Annotated in this window: 19 protein-coding genes and 1 tRNA gene; 7 read left to right on the top strand and 13 right to left on the bottom strand. The window is 63.1% G+C overall.

Going from position 1 to position 25,350, the window contains the following annotated elements; all coding sequences use genetic code 11:
- Positions 1–58: 58 nt before the first annotated feature.
- The 7 genes from DFR67_RS16740 to polA all read right to left on the bottom strand — a co-directional run bounded on the left by DFR67_RS16740 (position 59) and on the right by polA (position 8,535).
- Positions 59–805 (bottom strand): succinate dehydrogenase/fumarate reductase iron-sulfur subunit, encoded by a 747-nt coding sequence (locus DFR67_RS16740; RefSeq protein WP_110470623.1) that lies wholly within the window; start codon positions 803–805, stop codon positions 59–61.
- The gene (locus DFR67_RS16735) at positions 805–2,733 is read right to left on the bottom strand and encodes a fumarate reductase/succinate dehydrogenase flavoprotein subunit (RefSeq protein WP_110470622.1); all 1,929 of its coding nucleotides are present in this window, start codon (positions 2,731–2,733) and stop codon (positions 805–807) included. The genes DFR67_RS16740 and DFR67_RS16735 overlap by 1 nt, the downstream gene beginning before the upstream one ends.
- 67 nt (positions 2,734–2,800) lie before the next feature.
- Positions 2,801–3,625, bottom strand: a complete 825-nt coding sequence (locus DFR67_RS16730) for a hypothetical protein (RefSeq protein ID WP_110470621.1) — start codon at positions 3,623–3,625, stop codon at positions 2,801–2,803.
- Positions 3,622–3,915 carry a hypothetical protein gene (locus tag DFR67_RS16725; RefSeq protein WP_084835862.1) on the bottom strand — a complete coding sequence of 98 codons (294 nt, stop codon included), beginning with the start codon at positions 3,913–3,915 and terminating at the stop codon, positions 3,622–3,624. Before DFR67_RS16725 ends, DFR67_RS16730 begins: the two co-directional genes overlap by 4 nt.
- A gap of 57 nt (positions 3,916–3,972) precedes the next feature.
- A complete protein-coding gene (locus DFR67_RS16720; RefSeq protein ID WP_110470696.1) occupies positions 3,973–5,244 on the bottom strand; it encodes an RNA polymerase sigma factor in 1,272 nt (423 codons plus the stop codon).
- 7 nt (positions 5,245–5,251) lie between these two features.
- A complete protein-coding gene (locus DFR67_RS16715; RefSeq protein ID WP_110470620.1) occupies positions 5,252–5,677 on the bottom strand; it encodes a YciI family protein in 426 nt (141 codons plus the stop codon).
- 113 nt (positions 5,678–5,790) lie between these two features.
- Entirely contained in the window at positions 5,791–8,535 is a 2,745-nt protein-coding gene (polA, locus tag DFR67_RS16710; protein WP_110470619.1) for a DNA polymerase I, read from the bottom strand.
- 224 nt (positions 8,536–8,759) lie between these two features.
- Between polA and DFR67_RS16705 the strand changes: the two genes are divergently transcribed.
- The 4 genes from DFR67_RS16705 to DFR67_RS16690 are packed head-to-tail and all read left to right on the top strand — an operon-like array spanning position 8,760 to position 13,025.
- Positions 8,760–10,082 carry a branched-chain amino acid ABC transporter permease gene (locus tag DFR67_RS16705; protein ID WP_211325085.1) on the top strand — a complete coding sequence of 441 codons (1,323 nt, stop codon included), beginning with the start codon at positions 8,760–8,762 and terminating at the stop codon, positions 10,080–10,082.
- Between the two features lie 3 nt (positions 10,083–10,085).
- Positions 10,086–11,075: a branched-chain amino acid ABC transporter permease gene (locus DFR67_RS16700; RefSeq protein ID WP_110470618.1), complete on the top strand. Its 990-nt coding sequence runs from the start codon at positions 10,086–10,088 to the stop codon at positions 11,073–11,075.
- Positions 11,068–12,192 (top strand): ABC transporter ATP-binding protein, encoded by a 1,125-nt coding sequence (locus DFR67_RS16695; RefSeq protein ID WP_110470617.1) that lies wholly within the window; start codon positions 11,068–11,070, stop codon positions 12,190–12,192. The genes DFR67_RS16700 and DFR67_RS16695 overlap by 8 nt, the downstream gene beginning before the upstream one ends.
- Positions 12,189–13,025, top strand: a complete 837-nt coding sequence (locus DFR67_RS16690) for an ABC transporter ATP-binding protein (protein ID WP_110470616.1) — start codon at positions 12,189–12,191, stop codon at positions 13,023–13,025. The genes DFR67_RS16695 and DFR67_RS16690 overlap by 4 nt, the downstream gene beginning before the upstream one ends.
- A 153-nt stretch (positions 13,026–13,178) precedes the next feature.
- Here the strand turns inward: DFR67_RS16690 and DFR67_RS16685 are convergent, their stop codons facing one another.
- Positions 13,179–14,498 carry an ABC transporter substrate-binding protein gene (locus DFR67_RS16685; protein WP_110470615.1) on the bottom strand — a complete coding sequence of 440 codons (1,320 nt, stop codon included), beginning with the start codon at positions 14,496–14,498 and terminating at the stop codon, positions 13,179–13,181.
- A gap of 242 nt (positions 14,499–14,740) precedes the next feature.
- Positions 14,741–15,370 carry an ANTAR domain-containing response regulator gene (locus DFR67_RS16680; protein ID WP_110470614.1) on the bottom strand — a complete coding sequence of 210 codons (630 nt, stop codon included), beginning with the start codon at positions 15,368–15,370 and terminating at the stop codon, positions 14,741–14,743.
- Between the two features lie 145 nt (positions 15,371–15,515).
- Between DFR67_RS16680 and DFR67_RS16675 the strand changes: the two genes are divergently transcribed.
- Positions 15,516–15,592: transfer RNA gene (locus DFR67_RS16675), tRNA-Leu, on the top strand.
- Positions 15,593–15,688: 96 nt separating this feature from the next.
- Positions 15,689–16,801: a hypothetical protein gene (locus DFR67_RS16670; protein WP_146240465.1), complete on the top strand. Its 1,113-nt coding sequence runs from the start codon at positions 15,689–15,691 to the stop codon at positions 16,799–16,801.
- Between the two features lie 967 nt (positions 16,802–17,768).
- Here the strand turns inward: DFR67_RS16670 and DFR67_RS16665 are convergent.
- Genes DFR67_RS16665 through DFR67_RS16650 form a run of 4 tightly spaced genes read right to left on the bottom strand, consistent with a single transcriptional unit; the run spans position 17,769 to position 23,986 of the window.
- A complete protein-coding gene (locus tag DFR67_RS16665; RefSeq protein ID WP_110470612.1) occupies positions 17,769–18,554 on the bottom strand; it encodes an enoyl-CoA hydratase-related protein in 786 nt (261 codons plus the stop codon).
- Entirely contained in the window at positions 18,551–20,365 is a 1,815-nt protein-coding gene (locus DFR67_RS16660; RefSeq protein ID WP_110470611.1) for an acyclic terpene utilization AtuA family protein, read from the bottom strand. Before DFR67_RS16660 ends, DFR67_RS16665 begins: the two co-directional genes overlap by 4 nt.
- The gene (locus DFR67_RS16655) at positions 20,362–22,386 is read right to left on the bottom strand and encodes an acetyl/propionyl/methylcrotonyl-CoA carboxylase subunit alpha (protein WP_110470610.1); all 2,025 of its coding nucleotides are present in this window, start codon (positions 22,384–22,386) and stop codon (positions 20,362–20,364) included. Before DFR67_RS16655 ends, DFR67_RS16660 begins: the two co-directional genes overlap by 4 nt.
- 1 nt (position 22,387) lies before the next feature.
- On the bottom strand, positions 22,388–23,986 hold the full coding sequence (locus DFR67_RS16650; RefSeq protein WP_110470609.1) for an acyl-CoA carboxylase subunit beta: 1,599 nt from the start codon (positions 23,984–23,986) through the stop codon (positions 22,388–22,390).
- Between the two features lie 427 nt (positions 23,987–24,413).
- On the opposite strand from DFR67_RS16650, the gene DFR67_RS16645 reads away from it, so the two are divergent.
- Positions 24,414–25,325: an alpha/beta hydrolase gene (locus tag DFR67_RS16645; RefSeq protein WP_110470608.1), complete on the top strand. Its 912-nt coding sequence runs from the start codon at positions 24,414–24,416 to the stop codon at positions 25,323–25,325.
- The last annotated feature ends 25 nt before the right edge of the window (positions 25,326–25,350 follow it).

Below are 25,350 nucleotides of genomic sequence, written 5' to 3'. Positions count from 1 at the left end.
GTAGTTGGTCCTTCGAGCGCGTGTACCCACTTCGGGCCGAAACTAACGCAGGGCGCTGTCACCGTCGAAAGAGCTTGTTACCCAACCAGACCAGCGGATCGTACTTACGGTCGGCCACGCGTTCCTTCATCGGGATGAGCGCGTTGTCGGTGATCTTGATGTGCTCGGGGCACACGTCCGTGCAGCACTTGGTGATGTTGCACATCCCCAGACCGTGCTCTTCCTGTGCCGAATTCCTACGTTCGGCGACGTCGAGCGGATGCATGTCCAGTTCGGCCACCCGCATCAGGTAGCGAGGACCGGCAAATGCTTCTTTGTTCTCTTCGTGATCTCGCACGACGTGGCAGGTGTCCTGGCACAAGAAGCACTCGATGCACTTGCGGAACTCCTGAGATCGCTGCACATCGACCTGCTTCATGCGGTACTCCCCCGCCTTCAGTCCCTCCGGCGGTGTGAACGACTGGATCTCGCGCGCCTTGTGATAATTGAAGGAGACGTCGGTGACCAGGTCCCGGATCACCGGGAAGGTGCGCATCGGGGTGACCGTGATGACCTCGTCCTCGGTGAACGTGGACATCCGGGTCATGCACAGCAGCTTCGGTCGGCCGTTCACCTCTGCCGAGCACGAACCGCATTTGCCTGCTTTGCAGTTCCACCGGACGGCGAGATCGGGTGTCTGGGTGGCCTGCAGTCGGTGGATGATGTCGAGGACCACCTCGCCGTCGTTGGCCTGCACGGTGAAGTCCTGCAGATCTCCGCCGTCGGTGTCTCCGCGCCACACCCTGAACTTCGCGTCGTATCCCATCAGTCCTCCTTCACTCCACCGGCGTCGGGGTGTCCTGCAATTTCCCCTGCCGTGTAATACTTTTCGATCTCGGAGAAATCGAAGAGTTCCAGCAACTCCGGGCGCATCGGGGTCTGCTCCTCCTTGACCACCGTCACCTCGGGCACCGGCGAGTCGTCACTGCCGTTCGTGGTGCAGACCAGCAAGGTGTTACGCCAGTCCGAGTCCATTCCGGGGTGATCATCTCGAGTGTGACCGCCCCGGCTCTCGGTCCGCAGGAGCGCGGCCTTCGCGACGCACTCGCAGACCAGCAACATGTTGCGTAGGTCCACGGCGAGATGCCAACCGGGATTGAACTGCCGGTGCCCCTCGACCTGCATGCCTGCCAGACGACTGCGGATGTCCGAGAGCACCTCGATGGCCTCCTCGACCTCGTCGGCTTTGCGGATGATGCCCACGAGATCGTTCATCGACTGCTGCAGATCGGTGTGCAACGTATACGGGTTCTCCGGCCGCCCCTCGGCGGGCGGATCGAACGGCGAGAGTGCGAATGTCGCGGCTCGGTCGATGTCCTCGGCCGCGACCTCGGGCCGCTTCTCGAGACCCTCGACGTAGGCAGCAGCGCCCAGGCCGGCGCGGCGGCCGAACACCAACAGGTCGGACAGCGAATTGCCGCCCAGACGGTTTGATCCGTGCATGCCACCCGAGCACTCACCGGCAGCGAAGAGACCGGGTACCCGCGCGGCGGCGGTGTCCGGGTCGACCTCGATGCCACCCATCACGTAGTGACAGGTGGGTCCGACCTCCATCGGTTCGGCGGTGATGTCGACGTCGGCGAGTTCTTTGAACTGGTGGTGCATCGACGGCAGCCGCCGGATGATCTCGTCGGCAGGCATACGCGACGCGATGTCGAGGTAGACACCGCCGTGATCGGTGCCGCGGCCGGCTTTGACCTCTTCGTTGATCGCCCGCGCGACCTCATCCCTCGGTAGCAGGTCCGGGGTCCGACGCGCGCTGTCGTTGTCCGCCAGCCACTTGTCGGCTTCTTCTTCGGTCTCTGCGTACTGGCCTTTGAAGACCGGCGGGATGTAGTCGAACATGAAGCGTTTGCCGTCGGTGTTCTTCAGCACGCCCCCATCGCCCCGGACACCCTCGGTGACGAGGATGCCTTTGACGCTGGGCGGCCAGACCATCCCTGTCGGGTGGAATTGGATGAACTCCATGTTGATCAACGTCGCGCCGGCGCGTAGTGCCAATGCGTGGCCGTCCCCGGTGTACTCCCACGAGTTCGACGTCACCTTGAATGATTTTCCGATGCCGCCGGTGGCCAGAACCACCGCCGGTGCCTCGAAGAGGACGAAGCGGCCGGACTCGCGCCAATACCCGAATGCTCCGGAGATCGCGTCGCCGTCTTTGAGCAGTTCGGTGATGGTGCATTCTGCGAACACCTTGATCCGGGCCTCGTAATCACCGGTCGCGGCGAAATCCTCCTGTTGCAGTGACACGATCTTCTGTTGCATCGTGCGGATCAGTTCGAGCCCGGTGCGGTCACCGACGTGGGCCAGCCTCGCGTAGGTGTGGCCGCCGAAGTTGCGTTGCGCAATCCGGCCGTCTTCGGTCCGGTCGAACAGGGCACCGTAGGTTTCCAGTTCCCAGACGCGGTCGGGGGCCTCTTTGGCGTGGAGTTCGGCCATCCGCCAGTTGTTGAGGAACTTTCCTCCGCGCATGGTGTCTTTGAAATGGGTCTGCCAGTTGTCCTTGGAATTGGCGTTACCCATGGATGCCGCGCATCCGCCCTCTGCCATCACGGTGTGCGCCTTGCCGAACAGCGACTTACACACCACCGCCACCGAGTGACCGCGTTCCCTGGCTTCGATCACTGCACGTAGGCCGGCTCCGCCGGCACCGATCACGACGACGTCGTACCGGTGGCGTTCGACTTCGGTCATATGTTGATCGACTCCTCGGGGGTCAGCAATGAGTTCAACAGCGCAGCAGGACCTTCGCGGGCAGTCGTCAACCGATGAACCGCAGGTCGGAGATCGTGCCACTGGACACCAGCATGATGTAGAAATCGGTGAGTACCAGCGTGCCCAGGGTGATCCAGGCGAACTGCATGTGCCGGGCATTGAGCTTCGACACCTGGGTCCAGATCCGATACCGAACCGGGTGCGCCGAAAAGTGCTTGAGCCGGCCGCCGGTCACATGACGGCACGAGTGGCAGGAGATGGTGTAGACCCACAACAGGACCACGTTGCCGATCAGGATCACGTTCCCGAGCCCGAAACCGAACCCGCCTCCTTTGGCGTGAAACGCCGTCAGCGCATCGTAGGTGTTGATCAGCGACACGATGACCGCGGCGTAGAAGAAGTAGCGATGCGCATTCTGGATGATCAGCGGCAGTTTGGTCTCGCCGGAATACTTGGCGTGCGGCTCGGCAACGGCACAGGCCGGCGGGGAGAACCAGAACGAGCGGTAGTAGGCCTTGCGGTAGTAATAACAGGTGAGGCGAAACCCCAGCAAGAACGGGAGGACCACGAACCCGAGCGGGATGATCATCGGCAGCTCCGGGAAGGGAGTTCCGAAATGACTGGATCCGGGGACGCAGGACTCGCTCAGACAAGGCGAGTAGAACGGCGTCAGATAGTGATAGTCCTCAACCCAGTAGGCGGTGCGGACAAAGGACCGAATCGTCGCGTAGATCACGAACGCTGACAGGCCCACCGCCGTCAACAGCGGGGACAGCCACCACCGGTCTCTGCGAAACGTGCGTACGAGTATTCGCGCTCGGCCGGGTGAGAAGACCCCGGTTTTCTCCCGCTCAGTCGCGGGCGCGCTCACTTCGTCCGCTCACGCGAATGGAACCCCAACCCCTCATCCTGCGCGCCGAGCCACGCGGACTCGTCGGACTTGCTGTCGGGGACGTAGACCACATCGTTCTTGTTCACCGGTGGACGCATGAGCGGCGGCGGCGACTTCTCGAAGTCGTGCAGATCGATCTCGAGTCGATCGAGATCGTTTGTCATGCGTCGCACGGAGTCGACGTCTCCATATTGCAGCTTCAATGCGACGATATGGTGCCGCAGAGCTCCGATGCTGCGATGGAGTTCGTTCATTCCGGCAGATGCCATGGCGTTACCTCCGAGGGCTATGTGACTCACACCACATTACTGCTCGGGTCTCCCGAGTCAACGGTTTTCGCTGAACGTGTCGCCCAGCGCTGCCGCTTTCTCACGCAGAACCTCGCTCTCCCTTCGGTTTCCGGCCATCTCCGCTGCGGTCAGCAAGTCCGCACGTGCCTCCTCGTGACGATGGAGGCGCGCGAGCAGTTCGCCCCGGACCGCAGGCAGCAGATGGGAACGCGACAACGACCCCGCGGCGACCAGGCCATCCACTATCTCCAACGCCGGCCCCGGCCCTGACGCCATCGACACCGCGACAGCGCGGTTGAGGTCGACGACGGGTGACGGGGCAATACGCCCCAACGCCTCATAAAGGATCACGATGCGCTGCCAGTCGGTGTCGTGGGTAGTCGGCGCGGTGGCGTGGCACTGCGCCAGTGCGGCCTGCAGTCCATAGGGCCCGCGGCCACGCCCACACTCGTCGGCGCGGGCCAGCGCCTGCACACCGCGGCGGATCTGCGCGTGATCCCACCGCCCGCGATCCTGATCCGAGAGCAAGATCGGGGTCCCGTCCTTGGTGGTCCGCGCACCGAACCGCGACGCCTGGAACTCCATCAGCGCAACCAACGAATGCACCTCGGGTTCGTCCGGCACGAGCCCCGCGAGGATCCTGCCGAGCCGCAGTGCCTCGGTACACAGTTCGGACCGGATCCATCGATCCCCCGACGACGCCGAGTACCCCTCGTTGAAAACGAGATAGAGAACGCTGAGCACCGACGACAGGCGCTGGGGATACTCCTCACGAGACGGGACCTCGAAGGGGACGTCAGCCGCTTTCAGCGTCTTCTTCGCGCGGACGATCCGCTGCTGGATCGTGGCCGTCGAAGTCAGAAATGCTCGCGCGATCTCGTCGGTGGTCAGGCCACCGACGACCCGCAACGTGAGAGCGATCTGCCCTTCGCGGGCCACCACGGGGTGCGCTGCAACGAACACCAACCGCAGCACATCGTCATCGATGTGGTCGGGATCCCACCCCAGCTCGGCGTCCGGCCGGGTTTCGAGATCACGAGCGATGGCGACGTACTTCTTGTCGAGCCGTTCCTGGCGCCGCCAGCCGTCCACTGCGCGGCGCTTGGCAACGGTGGTGAGCCAGGCGCCCGCATTTCGCGGGACACCCGACTCCGGCCATTTCGACATCGCCTCGACCAGCGCCTCCTGCGCGAGGTCTTCGGCCAGGCCGACGTCACCGACCAACCGCGTCAGCGTGGCGATGATCTTGGCGGCCTCGATCCGCCACACCGCATCGATGGTGCGGCTGATGGCTGCCGGACCGCTCACCGCCACCTCACCGGGACGCGCGGTCGGCCTGCTCCTCGCGCCACTGCTCTTCCTTCTGAATCCACTCGTTGTCCGCAGGAAAGTCCTCGGGACCGGCGACCCGGCGCACCTCGAGCTTGCTGCCCGGACCCAAAGGGCATCGTGACGCCCACTGCGCGGCCTCTTCCTTGCTCGACACCTCTAGCATCCAGAAACCGCTGAACAGTTCTTTCGCTTCCGCGTAAGGACCGTCTGTCACCACTGGTGGGTCGGCGTCGAAGTCGACGACGAAGCCCTCGGACGCGTCGGCCAGCCCCTCACCGGACAGCAACACACCTGCCTTCATCAGGGACTCGTTGTACGCACCCATCGCCGCGATGATCTCGTCGAACGGGATCTCCTTACTGGCGTCGATGGCTTCCTGCGAGTCCCGCATGATCAGCATGTAACGCATGATGTTCTCCTCATTCGATAGGTGTTTTCGAGGTTCCGTCGGTGGTCCTCACCCATTCGTCGAACGAGCATCGACCAGATCGACACGTGTGGCGAAAAACTTTTCGTGCGTCGTCAGTGCGCGGCGTCGTCCCAGGATCTGCCGTAGCCGATGGACACATCGAGGGGCACCGACAGCTCGATCGCACCACCCATCTTTGCCCGCACCAGCGCCTCGAGCTGCTCCTGCTCACCGGTGGCGACCTCGAAGACGAGTTCGTCGTGAACCTGCAGCAGCATCCGCGAGGACAACTTCTCCTCGGCCAGCGACCGCTGGACGTCGATCATCGCCACCTTGATGATGTCAGCAGCGGTGCCCTGGATGGGCGCGTTGAGGGCCGCCCGCTCGGCGACGTCGCGACGTTGCCGATTGTCGCTGTTCAGATCGGGGAGGTAGCGCCGGCGCCCGAACAGCGTCGACGTGTACTCGTTGCGCCGGGCCTCCTCGACGGTCTCACGCAGGTAGTCGCGTACCCCGCCGAACCGGGTGAAGTACGCCTCCATCTGTTCTTTTGCCTCGCCGGTACTGATCTTGAGCTGAGCCGAGAGGCCGAACGCGCTCAGCCCATACGCGAGGCCGTAGCTCATGGCCTTCACGCGGCGACGCATGTCCGGGGTGACCTCTTCGATCGGTACGCCGAATGCCCGTGATCCGACAAAGCTGTGCAGATCTTCGCCGGTGTTGAACGCCTCGATCAGCCCTTCGTCCTTGGAAAGATGCGCCATGATCCGCATCTCGATCTGGCTGTAGTCGGCAGTCATCAGGGAGTCGTATCCGTCGGCGACCACGAACCCCTGCCGGATCTGACGTCCGGCGTCGGTGCGGACCGGGATGTTCTGCAGATTCGGTTCGGTCGACGAGAGTCGTCCGGTCGCGGCGACGGTCTGGTTGAACGTCGTGTGGATCCGGGCGTCGTCGGCGACCGTTTTGAGCAAACCCGCGACGGTGACCTTGAGCCGCGTGGCGTCGCGGTGAGCCAGCATGTGCTCGAGGAACGGATGTCCGGTCTTCTCGAACAGCCCGGCCAAGGCGTCGGCGTCGGTGGTGTAGCCGGTCTTGGTCTTCTTCGTCTTCGGCATCTCGAGCTCGTCGAAGAGCACCACCTGCAGTTGCTTCGGCGAACCGAGGTTGATCTGCTTGCCGATCACCTCGTAGGCGAGTTCAGCCGATTCCCGGACACGCGCAGCAAACCCGGACTCGAGGTCTTCCAGATGCGGGACGTCGATGCCTATTCCGGCCGCCTCGAGTTCTGCCAGGACGAACAGCAGCGGCAGTTCCATGTCGGTCAGGAGCGAGCCCGAATCGATCTTGGCCAGTTCTTCGTCGAACCGATCCGCCAGTTCGGCGACGGCCTGCGCCTGCAGCATGGCCTGATCGGCCGCCGCCTGCATGCCGGAATCCTCGTCGAGCAGCGACATCTGTCCGTCGTCGGCGACGGCATCGGCGCGCAGTTCCCGGCGCAGGTACCGCAGCGCGAGATCGTCGAGGTTGAACGACCGTTGACCGGGAAGGATGAGGTAGGCCGCCAGGGTGGTGTCGCTGGTGACGCCACCGAGCTGCCATCCCCGACCACGCAATGCGTGGAATGCCCACTTGGCCTCGTGGATCGCCTTCGGTACATCGGCATCGGCCAGCCAGTCCGCGAGGGCCGTCTCGTCTTCCGGGCCGATCTCTGCGGGATCGAGATAGCCCGACTCCCCGTCGGCCGCCGCGATCGCGATGCCGGTGACGTCCGATCCGTAGACCTGCCGCGGCCCCAGAATCGTCAGTCCGCTGCGACCGGTTCCCGGTGCGGCATGCGCGGCCAGCCAGGCGGCCACCTCGCCGGCGCCGAGCATGCTGCCCCGGAGATCGAATCCTGATTCGGCTTCGGGCGCTGCTGAGGTCAGTGTGGTGAACAAACGGTCCCGCAGCACCCGGAACTCGAGATCGTCGAACAGCTGATGGATCTTGTCGCGGTCCCAGGGTGCCAGGGCGAGCTCGTCCGGCTGCAGGGGCAGATCCATATCCCGCACGAGTTCGGTGAGCTGCCGATTCATCTGGACACTGGCGATGTGGGCGCGAAATGCTTCTCCCACTTTGCCTTTGACCTGGTCGGCATTGTCGACCAGCCCCGACAGCGACCCGTATTCGCGAATCCACTTCGTCGCCGTCTTCTCCCCCACCCCCGGGATTCCCGGAAGGTTGTCGGAGGGGTCTCCGCGAAGCGCGGCGAAATCGGGATACTGCGCCGGGGTCAATCCGTACTTCGTCTCGACGGCCTCCGGGGTGAACCGGGTGAGCTCGGAGACCCCCTTCTTCGGGTAGAGGACGGTGACGTTGTCGCTCACGAGCTGCAGCGAATCCCGGTCTCCGGTGACCACCAGCACCCGGTAGCCCTCCTCCTCCGCCCGCGTGGTCAGCGTGGCGATGATGTCATCGGCCTCGTAGCCCTCGCGGAAGAGCACCGGAATCCCCATTGCGCCCAACACATCTTTGGTCAGGTCGACCTGACCACGGAACTCATCCGGGGCCGAGCTGCGCTGCGCCTTGTACTCCGGGAACACTTCGGCGCGAAACGTCTGGCGCGACACATCGAATGCGGCGGCGATGTGCGAGGGGTTCTCGTCGCGGAGCAGGTTGATCAGCATCGAGGTGAACCCGTACACCGCGTTGGTGGTCTGCCCCGACGCCGTCTTGAAGTTCTCGGCGGGCAACGCGAAGAAGGCCCGGAACGCGAGGGAGTGTCCGTCGAGCAACATCAGCGTCGGCGGCTCGGCCGCCTTCGTCGAGGACTTCGCCGTAGAACGGCCGGGCTGACTTGTCTGTGCAGGACTCACGGTCCCAAGTGTATGGAGCAGGGGTGACAGGCCCGTCGGTACGGCCCAAAAAGATGAAATCGCACACCGTTTTTCGAGGTCACAGGGCCCTTAACTCAACAGTAACTGGGCGGAAACTTAGAAAGCCTGCCGAGCGCGGTTACGGGTTATAGAGTCCGGCCAGACGACTTTTGATGTCCGGCACACGGCCGGACCACGACCACCTTCGGGAGGATTCAAGCGTGATGCCCCGTCCTGCTCAACGAGCACGGGTATTGGGAGCCAGGCTGGGGGCGGGCGCTCTGCTCACCCTGCTTGCGTCACTCATGTTCGCCGGACTCATGGGCTCAGGTATCGCAGCTGCGGCACCGGCCCCCACCACCGACGACACCGTGCGCGTCTTCGGAACCTTGCGTAATGGTTCCGAACCCGTCGCCGGCGTCAAGGTCGACGCGAAGGACGGGGCCGGCGCGATCGTCGAATCGGCCACCTCGTCGAACACCGGTACCTGGGAGGTGAACGTCCCACCGGGCAACTACTCGGTGGTCATCGACAAGACGACCGTCCCGGACGGCGTCGAGGTCCAGAAGGACACCGTCGCGGTTGCCGTCGTCCAAGGATCGCCCCGCCCGGTCATCTTCTTGTTCGGTGCCGAACGAAGCGCAAACGAGGTCTCCCCGGCCGAAGAACTGACCAGGCTGGCGATCGACGGCCTGCGGTTCGGTCTCATCATCGCCATCTGCGGTGTAGGCCTGAGCCTGATCTTCGGTACCACCGGCCTCACCAACTTCGCCCACGGCGAACTCGTGACCCTCGGCGCCGTTGTCGCCTGGTTCTTCAACGTCAAGATGGGTATCCAGCTGATACCCGCGACGATCCTGGCGATCGTGGTCGGTATCGGGATCGGCATACTCAACGAACTCGGGATCTGGCGTCCCCTGCGACGACGCCGATCCGGGCTCATCGCGATGCTCGTCGTCTCGATCGGACTCGCGCTGGTCATGCGCTATCTGATCCTGATCTTCTTCTCCGATCGCGCCGAACCGTTCGACGACTACCAGGTGCAGAAGCAGATCGGGTCGGGCGCTTTTGCGATCACCCCGGTCAACCTCTGGTGCATCATCATCAGCCTCGTCGTGTTGGTCGCGGTGGCCGTCATGCTGCAGAAGACGCGGATCGGCAAGGCCATGCGCGCCGTCGCCGACAACCGCGACCTGGCGGCGTCGTCGGGCATCAACGTCGACCGCGTCATCCTGTTCGTCTGGGCGATGGCCGGTGGGCTGGCGACACTCGGTGGCGTGCTGTTCGCCATGTCCGAACTCGGCGGACGCGTCCAATGGGAGATGGGCTTCAAGCTGTTGCTGCTGATGTTCGCCGGTATCACCCTCGGCGGGCTCGGTACCGCCTACGGTGCGCTCCTCGGTTGCGTGATCGTCGGTCTGCTGGTGCAGCTGTCGACGTACTGGATCGATCCCGATCTCAAGTACATCGGTGGCCTGCTGGTCCTGATCATCATTTTGACCATCAGACCGCAGGGCATTCTCGGGTCCAAAGCGAGGATCGGCTGACACATGGACATCATCTCCGCACTTCAGATCTCGATCGCCCAGCTGGTCGGCCCGTCAGCGATCTTCTACGCGCTGCTCGCCATCGGCCTCAACCTGCACTTCGGCTATGCCGGGTTGCTCAACTTCGGTCAGATCGGTTTCGCCCTGCTCGGTGCATATGGCGTGGGCATCATGGCCGAGAACTACGACCAGCCTTTGTGGGTCGGCGCCATCGTCGGCATCGTTGCGGCCGGGGTCTTGGCCCTGGTGCTCGGCTTCCCCACCCTCAGACTCCGGGCAGACTATTTGGCGATCGTGACGATCGCCGCCTCGGAGATCCTTCGGTTGGTGTTCCGGTCGACGGCCGCCGACGATCTCACCCACTCCACCAACGGCATCTTCGGGTACGCCTCTGGTTTCTTCGAGTACAGCCCGTTCGACAACGGCAAGCAGTACGACTTCTTCGGCGTGAAGTTCCAGGGCACCGATCTCTGGGCCATGGTGGTCGGCTGGGCGATCGTGCTGTTGCTCTGCCTACTGGTCTGGCTCCTGGTCCGCAGCCCGTGGGGCCGCGTACTCAAGGCCGTCCGCGAGGACGAGGATGCCGCCCGCTCGCTCGGCAAGAATGCCTACTTCTACAAGATGCAGGCCCTGATCCTCGGTGGCTGTATCGGCGGTATCGCCGGTGTCTACAACGCACTACAGACGCAGTCGATCAACCCCGACTTCTATTCGACGGCCCAGACGTTCTTCGCCTACGGCGCACTGATCCTCGGTGGGGCGGCAACCGTCTTCGGACCAGTGGTCGGAGCCATGCTGTTCTGGTTCCTGCTGGCGATCCCCGATGCGCTCCTGCGGCAGGTCACCTCTGGGCCTGATGCCTGGTTCGATCTGAGCCAGCAGCAGGTCGGCGCCATCCGCTACGTCTTGTTGGGATTGGCGATAGCCCTGATGATGGTCTTCAGACCGCAAGGAATTCTGGGCAACAAGCGGGAGGTGCAGCTCGATGCCTGACGGACGCCACGGAAAAGACTCCGGCGAGCCCGACCTCAGTGTCGACGCAGCGACACTGACGAAAGAAGCGGCACCGGCCACGCTGGCCGAGCTCAAAGTGCTCGGCGCCGAAGAACGCGCTGCGATCTTCGCCGGGGTGAGCCCCGAAGCCGGGTCGCGCAAGCCCGATCCGATCATCACCGTCGACGGGATCACGCGAACGTTCGGTGGTCTCAAGGCCGTCGATGTGCACCACCTGGAAATCCAGCGTGGCTGCATCACGGGTCTGATCGGACCCAACGGGGCCGGCAAGACCACGTTCTTCAACCTCATCACCGGTTTCGACAAACCCGACACCGGCACGTGGGAACTGAATGGCAACCCGATGGGACGGGTTGTGCCGCACAAGGTTGCGCGCAACGGGATGGTCCGGACGTTTCAGCTGACCAAAGCACTGTCGAAACTGTCGGTGCTCGACAACGTCCGACTCGGCGCGCGCCACCAGAAGGGCGAGCACATGTTCGCGGCGCTCGCGCCCTGGGTGTGGCGCAAGCAGGAGGCCGAAACCACCGAACGTGCTTACGAATTGCTCAAGCGATTCAAGCTCGACACGAAGGCCGACGACTACGCCGGTTCGTTGTCGGGTGGTCAGCGCAAGCTGCTGGAGATGGCGCGCGCATTGATGACCAACCCCGAGGTCGTCATGCTCGACGAGCCGATGGCCGGCGTGAACCCTGCCCTGACCCAGAGCCTGCTCGAACACATCAAGTCGTTGCGCGACGAGGGCATGAGCGTGGTGTTCGTCGAACATGACATGGACGTGATCCGCGACATCAGTGACTGGGTGGTGGTGATGGCACAGGGCAAGGTGATCGCCGAATCGCTGCCCGAACGACTCGGCGACAACGAGGCCGTCGTCGATGCCTACCTGGGTGGCCACCACGATCAAGCACTGGAGTTCGACGCCGACGGTAACCCCGTCGGCCAGACAGCAGTGCTGGCCGAAGAGGTCGAGGCGGCCATGGAACAGACGTTGAAAGCAGGCGGCGACCTGTCCGAACCCATCGTTCCCACGCACGACAAACCTCTGGGCAGCACTGACGGTCTAGACACCACGGACAGAAAGGACAAGGCATGAGCGGTCCCGACATGTCCAAATCGACGCCGGCACAACGCAATAAACAGCTGACGCACGCCGAACTGGCCGCGACCCCCGAGGTGCATCGCGAGCAGGCCGTCAACGCCCTGCTGCGTGCAGACGACATCACCGCCGGCTACCTTCCGGGCATCAACATCCTCGAAGAGTGCAACTTCTACCTCGACGACGGTGAGATCGTCGGCATCATCGGCCCCAACGGGGCCGGGAAGTCGACGTTGCTCAAAACGCTGTTCGGGTTGATCCCCGTGCGCGTGGGAGCGGTCAGCTTGCGCGGGGAGAACATCACTTCCGCCAAGGCACATGTGCTGGTGACCAAGGGCGTCGGCTACGTGCCACAGACACTGAACGTCTTCCCTGCGTTGACGATCGAAGAGAACCTCGAGATGGGGATCTATTTGCGCCCCAAGAAGTTCAACGAGCGCTTCGAGTTCGTCTCCGAGTTGTTCCCGCTGCTGGCCGAGCGTCGCAAGGTCAAGGCCGGCGCGCTGTCGGGTGGCGAACGTCAGATGGTGGCCATGGGTCGCGCGCTGATGATGGAGCCGTCGGTGCTGCTGCTCGATGAGCCGTCAGCGGGCTTGTCGCCGATGTTCCAGGACGAGGTCTTCATCCGGATCAAGAAGATCAATGCCACCGGCGTCTCGGTGATCTTGGTGGAGCAGAATGCCCGTCGCTGCCTGCAGATCTGCGATCGTGGTTACGTGCTCGATCAGGGCCGCAACGCCTACACCGACACCGGTCTCAACCTCGCGAACGACCCGAAGATCATTGAGCTGTACCTGGGCACACTCGCCGGAAGCTCTGAGAAGAAGTAGCGCCAGCACCTTTCGAGGTCACGACACCCGCTCCCCGATCATCGGGAGCGGGTGTTTTGGTCATCGCGCCGCCTGAGCCCGATCCAACTGCAAGAGGGCCCGAACCTCTCGGTCCGGGCCCTCTCGTGTGTTCAGTTGGTTGATGTCAGGACATCAATTGTCTGAAACCACCTTGTAATCGGCGACCGGGGTGATCGTCTTGTTGTTGGCGTCGAACTCGAGCACACCGTACGAACCGACTGACGGCTCGCCTGCGGTCACGAAGGCCAGTTCACCGGTGACACCGTCGTAGTCGATGTCGGTGCCCGCCTTGACCAGTGCCAGGCACTGCTCGTAGGTGGTGCACTTGGTGCCGTCCTTGGTGACGCCATTGATCTCCGAGGCGATTGCCATACCGTTCGTCGACTTCGCGATCTCTGCAGCCAGAGCGGAGATGACGGTGGCGTCATAGCTCTCTTGCGCGTAGTTGAAGTCGATCAGGGCCGGGTCGACCTGCTTGAGCCGGGCTTCGAAGTCCGGTCCCAGTGCAGTCAGCGGCGTGGTGCCCTTCATGCCCTCGAGGATGCCGGGTCCGACCGACTCGCCCAGCGCGTTGCCCATGTTGCCGTCGACGCCGAAGACGAGCTTGTCCTTCGGTCCGATCTGGACCTCGTTCATGCGGGTGATGATCTTGGCGCTTTCTTCGAACCCGATGACAGCGATGCCGTCCGGGTTGAAGTTCTTGACCTGGTCGACCTCAGCGTTGAACGACTGCGCGTTGGGGTCGTAGATGATCTTCTGGATCTGGTCGGACGGGATGCCCGCGGCCTCGAGGTCGGCAACGGTGTTGTCGGCCAGACCGGTTCCGTACGGGTCGTTCATCGCCAGGATGGAGACGCGCTGGACGCCGCCCTCAGCGATCACCTGAGCGAGCGCCTGTGCCTGCAGCTTGTCGGCAGGGGCGGTACGGAAGTACATGCCCTTGTCCTTGTAGCAGGTGAACTCGTCGGAGGTGTTGGCCGGCGAGAACATGACTGCTCCGGCGCTGGCGATCTTGTCGATGACCTTCAGGGACACCGAGGACGATGCGGCACCGATGATGACCTGGGTACCGGCCGCGAGTTCGCGGTCGACGGTGGCGCTGGCGGTGTCGGTGGTGGTGTCGCCGGAGTCGCCGTTGACTTCTTCAACGGGCTTGTCCAGCACGCCACCTGCGGCGTTGATGTCGTTGACTGCAAGGGTGACGCCGGCGAACTCGGGCGGGCCGAGGAACGCGAGGCTGCCTGTGGCAGGAAGCAGGGTGCCGATCTTCAAGGGATTGGTGCTGACCGGGCCGGGGGTGGCCTGGTCGACGTTGTCGCCGCAATCTGCGGTGGCTGTCGTGGTCTCGCTCGATGACGAGTCTTCGGAGTCATCTGAACTGCTACAACCAGCCAACGCCAGTGCGGCAACAGCCGCTGCGACTGTTCCCCTCAAGAGATATCTGTGGGCCATCAATATTCTCCTCGCGGTAAATCACTCGAGCGCGGCGCGACTTTTACGACGCATACGACCGCCACTCGCTCGGGTAAAGCTAGCGCGATCGTGTTGCCCACGAGTAACGTTCGTGAAACTCCGCTGACGTCAGCCCAGGCTGTGACCAGATCGAGACCATAGCTTGTTGCGGCTGTCGCAACAACGCCCCCGGCGCCCGCCCCAGCCCCAGGTAGGGACCAGATATTTGATTGCCCGGCAGGCTATTTGGCCTTGGCCCCCAGGGTCTCGATGACCACTTCAGCGACCGCCTTCATGGTCGTTCGCCGATCCATCGCGGCCCGCTGGATCCACTTGAAGGCCTCGGGTTCGGTAAACGCATGCGTCTGCATCAAAATGCCCTTCGCACGTTCGACCAATTTGCGGATCTCCAGACGCTCCGTGAGATCGGCAACATCGGCCTCGAGAAGATGCAGCTCCGTGTAGCGACTGACAGCCACCTCGATCGCCGGCACCAGGTCCGCTTTGGTGAACGGCTTGACGAGGTACGCCATCGCGCCGGCATCGCGCGCCTTCTCCACGAACTCGCGCTGACTGAACGCGGTCAACATCACCACCGCCGACAACCGCTTGCTCGCGATCTCGGCGGCAGCGTCGATGCCGTCACGCACCGGCATCTTGACGTCCATGATCACCAGGTCGGGGCGGAGCTCCTCGGTGAGGTCGACGGCCACCTGCCCGTTCGGGGCCTCCCCCACGACGTCGTAGCCCTCTTCTCGAAGCATCTCGATGAGGTCCATCCGGATGAGGGAGTCATCCTCTGCGACCAGAACCCGTCGCGTCGTGGGTGTCGATTCCTTGGCCCCAGCTGCACTTGCGTCCGTCGTCGCCATCGGTCCACCTCCACGTTGAATTGCCTGCACACTGGCGCAGCTCGGCCAGGACTTTCACCCCCGCCACACGCACCACGATAGGACGCAACAGTACCGGTTGGATTCTCACCGGGCGCGTCATCTAAAGTGACCTCTGCAGGAAGACGCCCCCGTAGCCCAATTGGCAGAGGCAACGGATTCAAAACCCGTCCAGTGTCAGTTCGAGTCTGACCGGGGGCACCAGGTAGCAGGGTTTCAGGCCCATCTCGTGACAGCGCCACCCCGGCGCTGGTTGCCGTGGCCGTCTGGCGCGATAGAGACATACCAAAGGAGTCTCAATTGGCTGGGCAGACCCAGTGGTCTCTCGAGGGTCAGTTCGCGTGTGGTAGCGGTTTCCTTGTAACGCCCGACTGCCTGGGTGAGACCTTCGTATCGAAAACCGCGTCATACGACGTTTCCATCCTCCTTCCGCAAGTCGACGACGCTTCTGGTGGCTCGGACCTAACCCGCCCGCTTAGGCGGTTTGTCCCACCAGCTGTTGCTGACGATTCTGAGTCGGATGGCAGAACCGAATGGGGATCGATTGCCGGGGGCACGAGAGAATCGCCCGTCTATGCCCACATTCTGCACTGCGGGTTCCGCGCTCAGGTCAGTGCGGCAGACGCGGACGAGTTTGCAGCTGTCGCAAAGACAGTAGCGAAGGAGCTGGCCGCTTGGTGGAACAAGCTGTGCGATTGGCTAGACCTAGTTTCACTGCAAGAATTTGCCAAGCTCGGCGCAGCTCAGCGCAGCATCCTGCACCACGCGGTCCACATGTGGAGCGGCGACGACGAAGGCGTCAGAAAAGCTGGCGTCACGTACCAGGTGTTCCCCGGTGGCATTCACCAAGTGGAGGTCCTAGACCGCGACCAAACTCAGGCCGCAATGGATCTCGCGGCCACCGGCAGGAGCCCCGAGACAGAATGGCTGTTCATCCGTGACGCGAAAATGTATCTCAGGGCGGGAGACCATAGACGCGCGGTGATAGACGCTTGCACTGCAACCGAGTTGGCTCTGACGGCCCTGATCGACAAGCAATTTGATGCCGACAAGTTGGCCCCATCAGAACGAAAGAAGAAGTTCAAGGCACACCACGGAATCAGTAATCTCGTACTTCTTCACAAGAAAACGAAGGTGCCTGCAAGGCTGCCCAAGAAGCTAGTTGAAGAGGTGGGGGCGCCGCGCAATAGAGCGGCCCATCAAGGCGCAACCCTGTCGGGAGCCACAGCTCGGGCTGCGATAAGAGCGGCCGCGCAGGTAGTCGAGGCAGCGTTCCCCCTGCAGTCATCTCAACCAGGTTTTGCAACCAAGACGCTCACGCGAAAACCACGGCTAGGCATGCTCCCGCAGCATCAGAATTTGCATTTGATGTCCAGCAATTCGATTATCATAGAAGCCCCGTTTCACCAATAGAGTTACCGGCCGAACAGCCGGATTACGTTCGTCGGTTGCGCCTACACTGACCCAACGCGCGGCGAGATCGGTTCGGGGAGGTGGTTAGCCGCCCCGACGTCATCTTCGGGGATCCAATCCCCATAGGTATCCAGGGTCAGCGTGTACGACCCGTGGCCCAGCCATTTGGAAACCTGCATGAAGTGCACCCCCGCCGAAAGTTGGATCTTCGCAAGGCATACCGCACGAAGTGGTGCAGGCGGACCCCGGCGGACGGCGGGTTCATCCGCTGTCGCAGGCTTTCTTAGCCGGCAGGCCCGCCGGAACGAACGCAGACGCCTACACTGTCGCACAGAATGTGCGAGCACCACACCAGTGATTCGAAGCGCACGCACACATCTGCCGGTTGCCATGGCTAAACGGAGTCGCGGTAAACATACTCGGTCTCATTTTCCCGGGGACGGCCGTCGTCGTCGGCCGGTTTTTTCAACAACAACCCACTTCTCACGGGAACTTCAGCAGCCGAGAGTGTCTGGTGCGCCCGTATAACTCATGATGGGAAAAGCCCCCGTGTCGGCGACTCGAGCCCTCACATTTTATCCGAGGCGAAGTCAATATCAGCCAGCCGTTCGTCTTCCGAACGGCGCAGCATAACTGCGGCAAGCTAACAGTATTAACCGACAAGGTTTTCGGCTTCAGCCCGGCCTCAAGCCGCCGCCACCATCGCGGCCTGATTGCTGTCGAGCAACAACACGGACAACGCGCGGTGACTGCGACCCGAAGACCCACATCACGCACTGCACTCGTGACGGCCTCAGCGAGCGCAACGCGGCGGCCTCGCTGATGGGTGGCTAGTCGAGTCGGTGGGTGGGTGAGACGCCACCGTGCGTTGCCTTTCGCTCGTTGCATACCGAATGAATAGGTTCCACCGTTCTGCGGACGATGTTCGGCCCACGTGCCTGTCTCGGGAGCTCACGTCGACGCGAAGTCAGGTCTGGAGAGACGAGGCCCAGGATGGCAGACGTTTTTCACCGAATGCACGGATGCCCTCTTGGCCGTCTTCGGAGGAGAAGTAGTGGGCGGTGAGCTGTTGCATCTGGGCCATTTCCTCGGCCAAGTCACGCCGGTTCGGCCCCAGTAGCTTCTTAGCACCGTTGAGTGCGTTCGGCGATGCCAACTTCAGGGTGGCGGCCAGTGTGTCGATGGCGTCATCCAGGTCAGCCTCGCTGGTCACGGTGTCGACCAGACCGATCTGTGCCGCGTGCTTCGCATCGAAGTAGTTGCCGGTCAAAAAGAGCTCTCGGAGTGCTTGAGGTGCGACCCGGCCTCGCAGGGGAACCGAGATGATCGCTGGGACCACGCCGATGCGGACCTCCGAAAAAGCGAAGGTTGCTGCTTCGGTGGCGACCACGAGATCACATGCGGCGACCAGACCGATACCGCCGGCTCGTGCCGGCCCGGCAACGCGTGCAATCACCGGTTTGTCTGCTGTCATCACGGCGGTAAGCAATCCAGCCAACTCGAAACCTGCAGGTGACGCGGCGGCGTCGCGGGCCTCTTTGAGGTCGGCTCCTGCGCAGAAGACCGGCCCGGCGTGGGTTAGGACCAACAGCCGCACGGAGTCGTCGCGTAGGGCGTTCTCGATGCTCTCGGCGAGCTCTGCGCGTAGTTGATTGGACAGAGCATTGCGGTTCGCGGGGGAATCGAGGGTGATGGTCGCAACGCCGTGTGCCACCGTAAGATGCACCACGGCACCCGAATCCGATGTGGTCATCTCGCGATCCTTTCGGTTGTCCTGAATTGACCCGCCACATAGCGATTTTCGTTGGCGAGGACAGTAGGGATGTCGATTGCTTTCGCGCGTACGTATTCCCCGAGACCTTTACCCTGCGAATCGAGGTCGAGGTTGGCCGCGACGCCGCGACCAAGCAGCCCCACCACGGTCACACCGCAGGCTCGAAGGTGCGGCAGCTCCCACACCCGCAGGCTGCACTCCCCAGCTTCCGGGATCAGCTCACGAATTGCATCAGGCGTCCACCACGACCGGAGCCAATCGTGCGCGGCGTCGGTGCGCGCCCAGACCCCTAGTGTCGCGTTGCCTGCTTTGTCACCGGAGCGGCTCCCGAACAGTGAGCCCAGGGGCTGACGCACCGTGGGGCCGGTGGGTAATTCAGACCGTGGCTCCGAGGTGGGGGCAGCCATCGGTGACGCTGTGCTGTCCATCGATGGCGGTGGTACGACGACGTGCCTCTCCCCCACCGTGAACCGTTGCGGGAAGATGGCCGCCGGCATCAGAGTCGGCCAGAACACACTGATCTCACTCGCCGGTGAGGGCGGGGCCGTGAAGTAGAGCCCGGGGTAGCTTGCCAAGCCTGTTTCGATGGCCACCCGCGGAAAGGCTGTTGCCTTCTCCCGTGACGGGTCGTTCACGGTGATGGTCAGCAGAGCAACCGCCTCAGACATGGTGACCGGATCGGGTTGATCAGCGCGCAGCAGGCGGACGGTCACGTTCTGGAACGAGTCTTTGCCCTCGGGCAATGCTGCCCATAGAGCACTTTGCGCGAGTTCGGCTTTCGCTTCGATATCCGAACCGGTGAGGACGAAGGTGATCTCATTCCGCCATCCGCCGGAGACCAAAGCCCCAACCTTGACGTGCGTGGGTGCGGGTTCACCCTTGACGCCCGAGACCTGAACTCTGTCCTCTCCGATGTGCGCGAGCCGCACGGTGTCGAGTCGAGCGATGACGTCGGGGTTGGCGTATCGAGGGCCGTCGATCTCATACAGCAGTTGGGCGGTGACGGTTTCGACAGTGACCGCGCCCCCGGTGCCTGGCTGTTTGGTGATCACTGAGGATCCGTCTTCGCTGATCTCGGCGATGGGAAACCCCGTCCTTTCCATGCCGGCCAATTCGGTGAAGAACGAGAAGTTTCCCCCTGTGGCTTGGGCGCCGCACTCGATGATGTGCCCGGCAACCACTGCGCCCGCCAGAGCATCCCAGTCCGTTCTGGACCAGCTGAAGTGCCAGGCCGCCGGCCCCAGGATGATGGCGGCGTCGGTGACACGACCAGTTACGACGACGTCGGCGCCGGCATCGAGAGCTTCTTTGATCGCCCACCCGCCGAGGTAGGCACTGACAACGTCGGGATCTTGGCCCGCTATGGAGAATGGCTCGCCGGTATCTAGGTGCTCTGCGAGCCAGCCACTTCGACGGGCTTCCTCGAATGCATCAGTGGCGTCGTCGCCGTCGACTACGGCGATTGTTACCGGCCGGTTGATGCGGTGGGCGATGTCGGCGATCTGGGCGGCACACCCGTGCGGGTTGAGTCCGCCGGCGTTCGAGACCACCTTGATGCCTTGGTCGAGACAGGTCTCGAGGACCTGATCAAGCTGGCTGACAAATGTCCCTGCAAAACCTTTGTCTGCGTTCCGCTTTCGTTGTTTGACCAGCACCCCCATGGTGAGCTCTGCGAGCCAGTCGCCGGTGAGGACGTCGATCGCTTCGCCGTGGACCATGTCGTACGCCGCCGACAGCCGGTCCCCGAAGAATCCCGAGCAGTTTGCGATGCGAAGTGGGCCCAGAGTCATGACTGCTCCTCTTGCGGTGCGGTGAGGGTGACCAGGACGGTGTGCGCGTCGACGTACTGGCCGACGGAGACGTTGATCTTCTCGACAACGCCATCAGTCGCCGCGGTGGCTGGGTGTTCCATCTTCATCGCCTCGACCACCACCAGTTTCTGGCCGGCAGTGACGCTGTCTCCCACCTTGACGCCGATGTGGACCACGGTTCCGGGGATTTCGTTGACCGGTCCTAGAGCGGTGGCGGCGAGATCGTCGGGGTCGGGCAGTCGGGGCGCTGGGTGCCAACCGGACTGGCTGCCGGCGTCATTGACCCATACGGACCCATCGGGATAGGTCCAGACCGTGCACGGGTAGTCCACACCGTCGTAGTTGATGCGCACGCTGTCGGTGGTGAGGTCGCTGAGGGTGAATCCGTGTGACTCGTCGTCGACGACGATGGTCAGGTCGGTCTGGCCGGACCACCCACCGAGGTGATAGTTCGCCTCCAACGGCGTCGAGTCCCCGGCGCGATGCCACGTTGCGTGAGTCAGCAGCCGGGTGGCCAGGGGCCGAAATCCCGGCCGGGCGAGACCGTGAGTTGGGTCCGAGGCCTTGCGGCGGGCGGTGCCAGTGGCGACGGCGGCGGCCAGGTGCACGGGCCATGGGGTCGACATCGGCGGGTCGAGCAACTGGGGGTGGTGCTCGAGGAAGTCGGTCCGGGTTGCCCCTGCGAGGTAGTCCGGATCGCGTAGCAGTGCCGCCAGGAAGGCTCTGTTGGTGGTGACGCCGTGCACCTGGGTGCCGTCGAGGGCTGCGGCCAAAGTGAACGCAGCTTCGGAACGGGTCGCGCCATGGGCGATGATCTTGGCGATCATGGGGTCGTAGAACGAGGAGATTTGTGACGGCGCGGCGATTCCGTCCTCGTACCGCAGCCCAGCTCGATCCGGATGTTCGTAGCGATGCAGGGTGCCCGGCGTGGGCGCGTAGTCGGCGGCAGGGTCTTCAGCGTAGAGCCGGACTTCGATGGCATGACCATTGATCTGGACATCGGATTGTTCGAAGCCGAGCTGCTCGCCGCGTGCCACTCTTAGTTGAAGCGCGACCAGATCTAGCCCGGTGACCTCTTCGGTGACCGGGTGTTCGACCTGCAGCCTGGTGTTCATCTCCAGGAAGTAGAAGCCACCGGTGGTGTCGTCGAACAGATACTCCACGGTGCCGGCGCCGATGTAACCGAGTTCGCGGACCAGCGACACGGCGGTGGCGCCCATGCGTTGCCGAACATCGGCGGTGATGACCGGCGAGGGCGCTTCTTCGAGCACCTTTTGATGTCGCCGCTGGATGGAACATTCCCGTTCCCCGAGGTGTACGGCATTGCCATGCTTGTCTCCGAAGACCTGGATCTCGATGTGCCGGGATGCACTCAGGTAGCGCTCGAGAAACACGGTGGCGTTGCCGAACAGATTCAATCCCTCGCGCCGCGCGGCGGCGATGGCCTCGACAACATCGACAGGACGTTCGACCAAGCGCATCCCCTTACCGCCGCCTCCCGCGACGGCTTTGACCAGCAATGGGAAGCCGACCTCGGCGGCGGCGGCTGTCCACGCATCGGTGTCCTCGCCGGTGATGACCGCGTCGAGCAGGACCGGTACCTCGGCCTTGCGGGCCCACTCTTTGGCCCTGTCTTTCAGACCCATCTCTCGGATGGAGTCCGGGTCAGGGCCGACGAAGACGATGCCTGCCGCCTCACAGGCCTCGGCGAACTCTGCATTTTCTGAGAGGAAGCCATATCCGGGATGGATGGCGTCTGCGCCTGTGCGCGTGGCGGCGTCGAGTATTTTGTCCCACATCAGGTAGGACTCGGCACTGCTGGCACCACCGATGGGCACCGCGAAGTCGGCGTCGGTGACGTGGGGGGATCGGACGTCGGGGGTCGAGTAGACCGCAACCGTCCGTATACCCAAGGCGCGGGCGGTACGGATGACGCGCCGGGCGATCTCGCCGCGGTTGGCAATGAGCAGTGTCCTGATGGGGGTGGTGTTCACAGTCATCTCACAATCGGAAGGTGGCGAAGTGGTCGGTGCCGCGGACCGGAGCCGAGTGGGTGGCCGACAGCGCCAGACCCAGGACGGCCCGGGTGTCGCGGGGGTCGATCACGCCGTCGTCCCAGATCCTTCCGGTGGCGTAGATCGCGCCGGACTGGCTGTCGATCATTTCTTCGGTCTCGCGGCGAACCCGGGCGTCTTCGGTGTCGCTGTAGGGCACTCCCGCGCGGTCGGCAGCAGACCTGCGGATGATCGACATAACGCCTCCGAGCTGGGGCCCGCCCATGACCGCGATTCGGTGGTTGGGCCAGCTGAAGACAAAGCGGGGGTCGTATGCACGTCCGGACATCGCATAGTTGCCCGCGCCATAGGATGCGCCGATCATCAAAGTCAGGTGCGGGACAGCCGAATTGGATACCGCGTTGATCAGCTTGGCGCCGTCTTTGATGATGCCGCCGCGTTCTGCGGCCGATCCGACCATGAACCCGGTGATGTTCTGGACGAACACCAACGGAATGTTGCGTGCATTGGCCAGCTGAATGAAGTGTGCGCCCTTGTTGGCCTCGTCGGAGAACAGGATGCCGTTGTTGGCGAGGATGCCGACCGGAAACCCGGCGATCGATCCCCACCCCGTGACCAACTGGGTGCCGTACAACGGTTTGAACTCGTTGAACCGTGATCCGTCGAGGACCCGGGCCAGAATCTCGCGGACCTCGACCGATCGTTTGGCGTCGGCTGCCGCGCACGCAAGCAGCTCCTCGGGGTCATAGGCCGGTGGATCGGCGGGCAACGTGGGCCCGGGCCCAGCCTTGGTCCACTGCAGATCGGCCACTATTTGTCGGCCGAGGCGCAGCGCGTCACGTTCGTCCTCGGCGAGGTAGTCAGCTAGCCCGGAGACGCGGGCGTGCATTTCGGCGCCGCCGAGGGACTCGTCATCGATGTCCTCGTTGATGGCCATCTTCACCAACGGTGGGCCGCCCAAGTACACCGACGCGGCCTGCTTGACCAGCACTGTGTATTGGCTCATACCCGGCATATAGGCCCCGCCCGCGGTCGAACTCCCGAACACCAACGAGATGGTGGGAATCCCGGCAGCAGTGAGCCTGGTCAACTCGCGAAAGGTACGCCCGCCGGGGACGAAAATGTCGGCCTGTTGCGGCAGGTCTGCGCCTCCAGATTCGATGATGGTCACCACCGGAAGCCGATTGCGTTCGGCTATATCCAGAGCGCGGAGCTGTTTGGCGACGGCATCAGGATTGAGCGATCCGCCTTTGACCGTCGACTGATTGGCGATGACCATGCACTCCACACCTTGGATCGGCCCGATCCCGGTGATGAGCCGGCCACCAGGTTGCTCGGAGGAGTCGTGTGCACCTGCGTAGCAGGACAATTCAAGAAATGGCGCATCCTCGTCGAGGAGCAGATCCACCCGCTCGCGAGCGAGGAGTTTGCCTCGCGCCCGATGCCGCTCGACAGACTTGTCCCCACCTGCCGCGAGCACCTGAGCGGACAGGGTCTGCAACGGTTCGAGCGCGTCGAGCATCGCCTGACTGTCGAGATGAAACTGCTCGGACTCAGTATCGAACTGTGTGGAAATGACAGTCATAAAACACCTCGATCGATAAGTGAAGTCAAGTGAACAAGTCGCGAGAGCACGAATATCAACCTCGTTTGTTGAGATCGCCAATACCTGGTCGCGCTGTCCGACGCTGCAGCATCGCTGGGTCTGGGTCGACTACCCGCCAAGCCTTGCCTGTCTCATATAACTCTTAGTTGACTTGTCAGTCAAGTCGGCGATTTCGATAAGTCTTCGCAGCTTGAGGGCCGCAACACTACGAGTATTCCGACAGACCCCGAGTCATGTTTACCTTTTAGTTGACTGCTCGATCAACTGTGTCTACGATCACAGCCAAGGCCTGTTAGTGGTGACCGCGCACACGAATCGATCCAGATGTGGCCGTGCGGCGGACAGCCTGCGACGCCCACGACGCGCCCCGTTTCAACTGGCACAACCGTTACGCCGAGGAGGCATCATGCCCAGTACCGAGTCCGCAGCTTTGAAGGCGCACTACCGATCGATTACTGACCGTTTGGCAGCGAACCCGGAGATGGGCCTGGCTGCGATGCGGTCGATTTTCGAAGAGCTCGCGGTTCAGGCCGCCGAACCCGAAGACGTCACCTACGCCGAGGTCGACACCGAGGAAGTCCGCGGGCTGTGGTGCGTGCCCGCTGGCGCACCTGCGGATAAGGCGATCCTGTATACGCATGGTGGTGGTTTCGTAGGAAACACTGTCCATAGTCACCGTAAAGTCGCCGGCCATCTGGCCAAAGCCGCTGGCGTGCGGGCGTTTGTGCTCGACTACCGACTCGCCCCCGAGCACCCGTTCCCGGCTCAGATCGATGATGCGGTCGCCGCGCACCAGTGGTTACATGCGCAGGGATTCTCGGGTGCGGACCTAGCGGTTGCCGGCGACTCGGCCGGCGGGAACCTTGCTATCAGTTCGGTCTTGAAACTACGCGACCTCGGTGAGGAACTCCCGGCCGCCATCGTCACCGTGTCCCCCTGGTTGGATATGGAACTGGTGGGCAAAACCCTCGAGAGCAACGCCGACAACGACGCGTTGATCAGCCTCGGAGTGGTGACCATGATGTCGCAAATGTATTTGGGATCAGACGGTTCCGCGACAGACGGCCTCGCCAACCCGTTGCACGCCGATTTCTCCGGCATCCCACCGCTGCACATCACCGTCAGCGAAGCTGAAGCGTTGCTCAGCGACTCCGAGCGTCTCGCCGAGCGGGCCGGGCAGGCCGGCGTGGACGTCGAACTTCGTACAGTGCCCGATCAGCAGCACGTGTTCACCTTCATGGCCGGGCGCGCACCAGAAGCAGACGCGGCCATTGCAGCGGCGGCGGCCTGGCTGCGCCCCCACCTGGCAGTGAACTGACGGGTGGGTAACCGCGCGCTCGCTG

The sequence above is a fragment of the Williamsia limnetica genome, assembly GCF_003217475.1.
GTDB lineage: Bacteria > Actinomycetota > Actinomycetes > Mycobacteriales > Mycobacteriaceae > Williamsia > Williamsia limnetica.
Note: the sequence above shows the minus strand (reverse complement) of the source record. Positions and strands in the feature narration are given on the sequence as shown.

What these genes read in the sequence shown, in the direction of transcription:
- DFR67_RS16740 (WP_110470623.1), bottom strand. Translation starts at nt 805, where the DNA reads ATGGGATACGACGCGAAGTTCAGGGTGTGGCGCGGAGACACCGACGGC.
- DFR67_RS16735 (WP_110470622.1), bottom strand. Translation starts at nt 2,733, where the DNA reads ATGACCGAAGTCGAACGCCACCGGTACGACGTCGTCGTGATCGGTGCC.
- DFR67_RS16725 (WP_084835862.1), bottom strand. Translation starts at nt 3,915, where the DNA reads ATGGCATCTGCCGGAATGAACGAACTCCATCGCAGCATCGGAGCTCTG.
- DFR67_RS16715 (WP_110470620.1), bottom strand. Translation starts at nt 5,677, where the DNA reads ATGCGTTACATGCTGATCATGCGGGACTCGCAGGAAGCCATCGACGCC.
- DFR67_RS16705 (WP_211325085.1), top strand. Translation starts at nt 8,760, where the DNA reads ATGCCCCGTCCTGCTCAACGAGCACGGGTATTGGGAGCCAGGCTGGGG.
- DFR67_RS16700 (WP_110470618.1), top strand. Translation starts at nt 10,086, where the DNA reads ATGGACATCATCTCCGCACTTCAGATCTCGATCGCCCAGCTGGTCGGC.
- DFR67_RS16695 (WP_110470617.1), top strand. Translation starts at nt 11,068, where the DNA reads ATGCCTGACGGACGCCACGGAAAAGACTCCGGCGAGCCCGACCTCAGT.
- DFR67_RS16690 (WP_110470616.1), top strand. Translation starts at nt 12,189, where the DNA reads ATGAGCGGTCCCGACATGTCCAAATCGACGCCGGCACAACGCAATAAA.
- DFR67_RS16685 (WP_110470615.1), bottom strand. Translation starts at nt 14,498, where the DNA reads ATGGCCCACAGATATCTCTTGAGGGGAACAGTCGCAGCGGCTGTTGCC.
- DFR67_RS16680 (WP_110470614.1), bottom strand. Translation starts at nt 15,370, where the DNA reads ATGGCGACGACGGACGCAAGTGCAGCTGGGGCCAAGGAATCGACACCC.
- DFR67_RS16665 (WP_110470612.1), bottom strand. Translation starts at nt 18,554, where the DNA reads ATGACCACATCGGATTCGGGTGCCGTGGTGCATCTTACGGTGGCACAC.
- DFR67_RS16660 (WP_110470611.1), bottom strand. Translation starts at nt 20,365, where the DNA reads ATGACTCTGGGCCCACTTCGCATCGCAAACTGCTCGGGATTCTTCGGG.
- DFR67_RS16655 (WP_110470610.1), bottom strand. Translation starts at nt 22,386, where the DNA reads ATGACTGTGAACACCACCCCCATCAGGACACTGCTCATTGCCAACCGC.
- DFR67_RS16650 (WP_110470609.1), bottom strand. Translation starts at nt 23,986, where the DNA reads ATGACTGTCATTTCCACACAGTTCGATACTGAGTCCGAGCAGTTTCAT.
- DFR67_RS16645 (WP_110470608.1), top strand. Translation starts at nt 24,414, where the DNA reads ATGCCCAGTACCGAGTCCGCAGCTTTGAAGGCGCACTACCGATCGATT.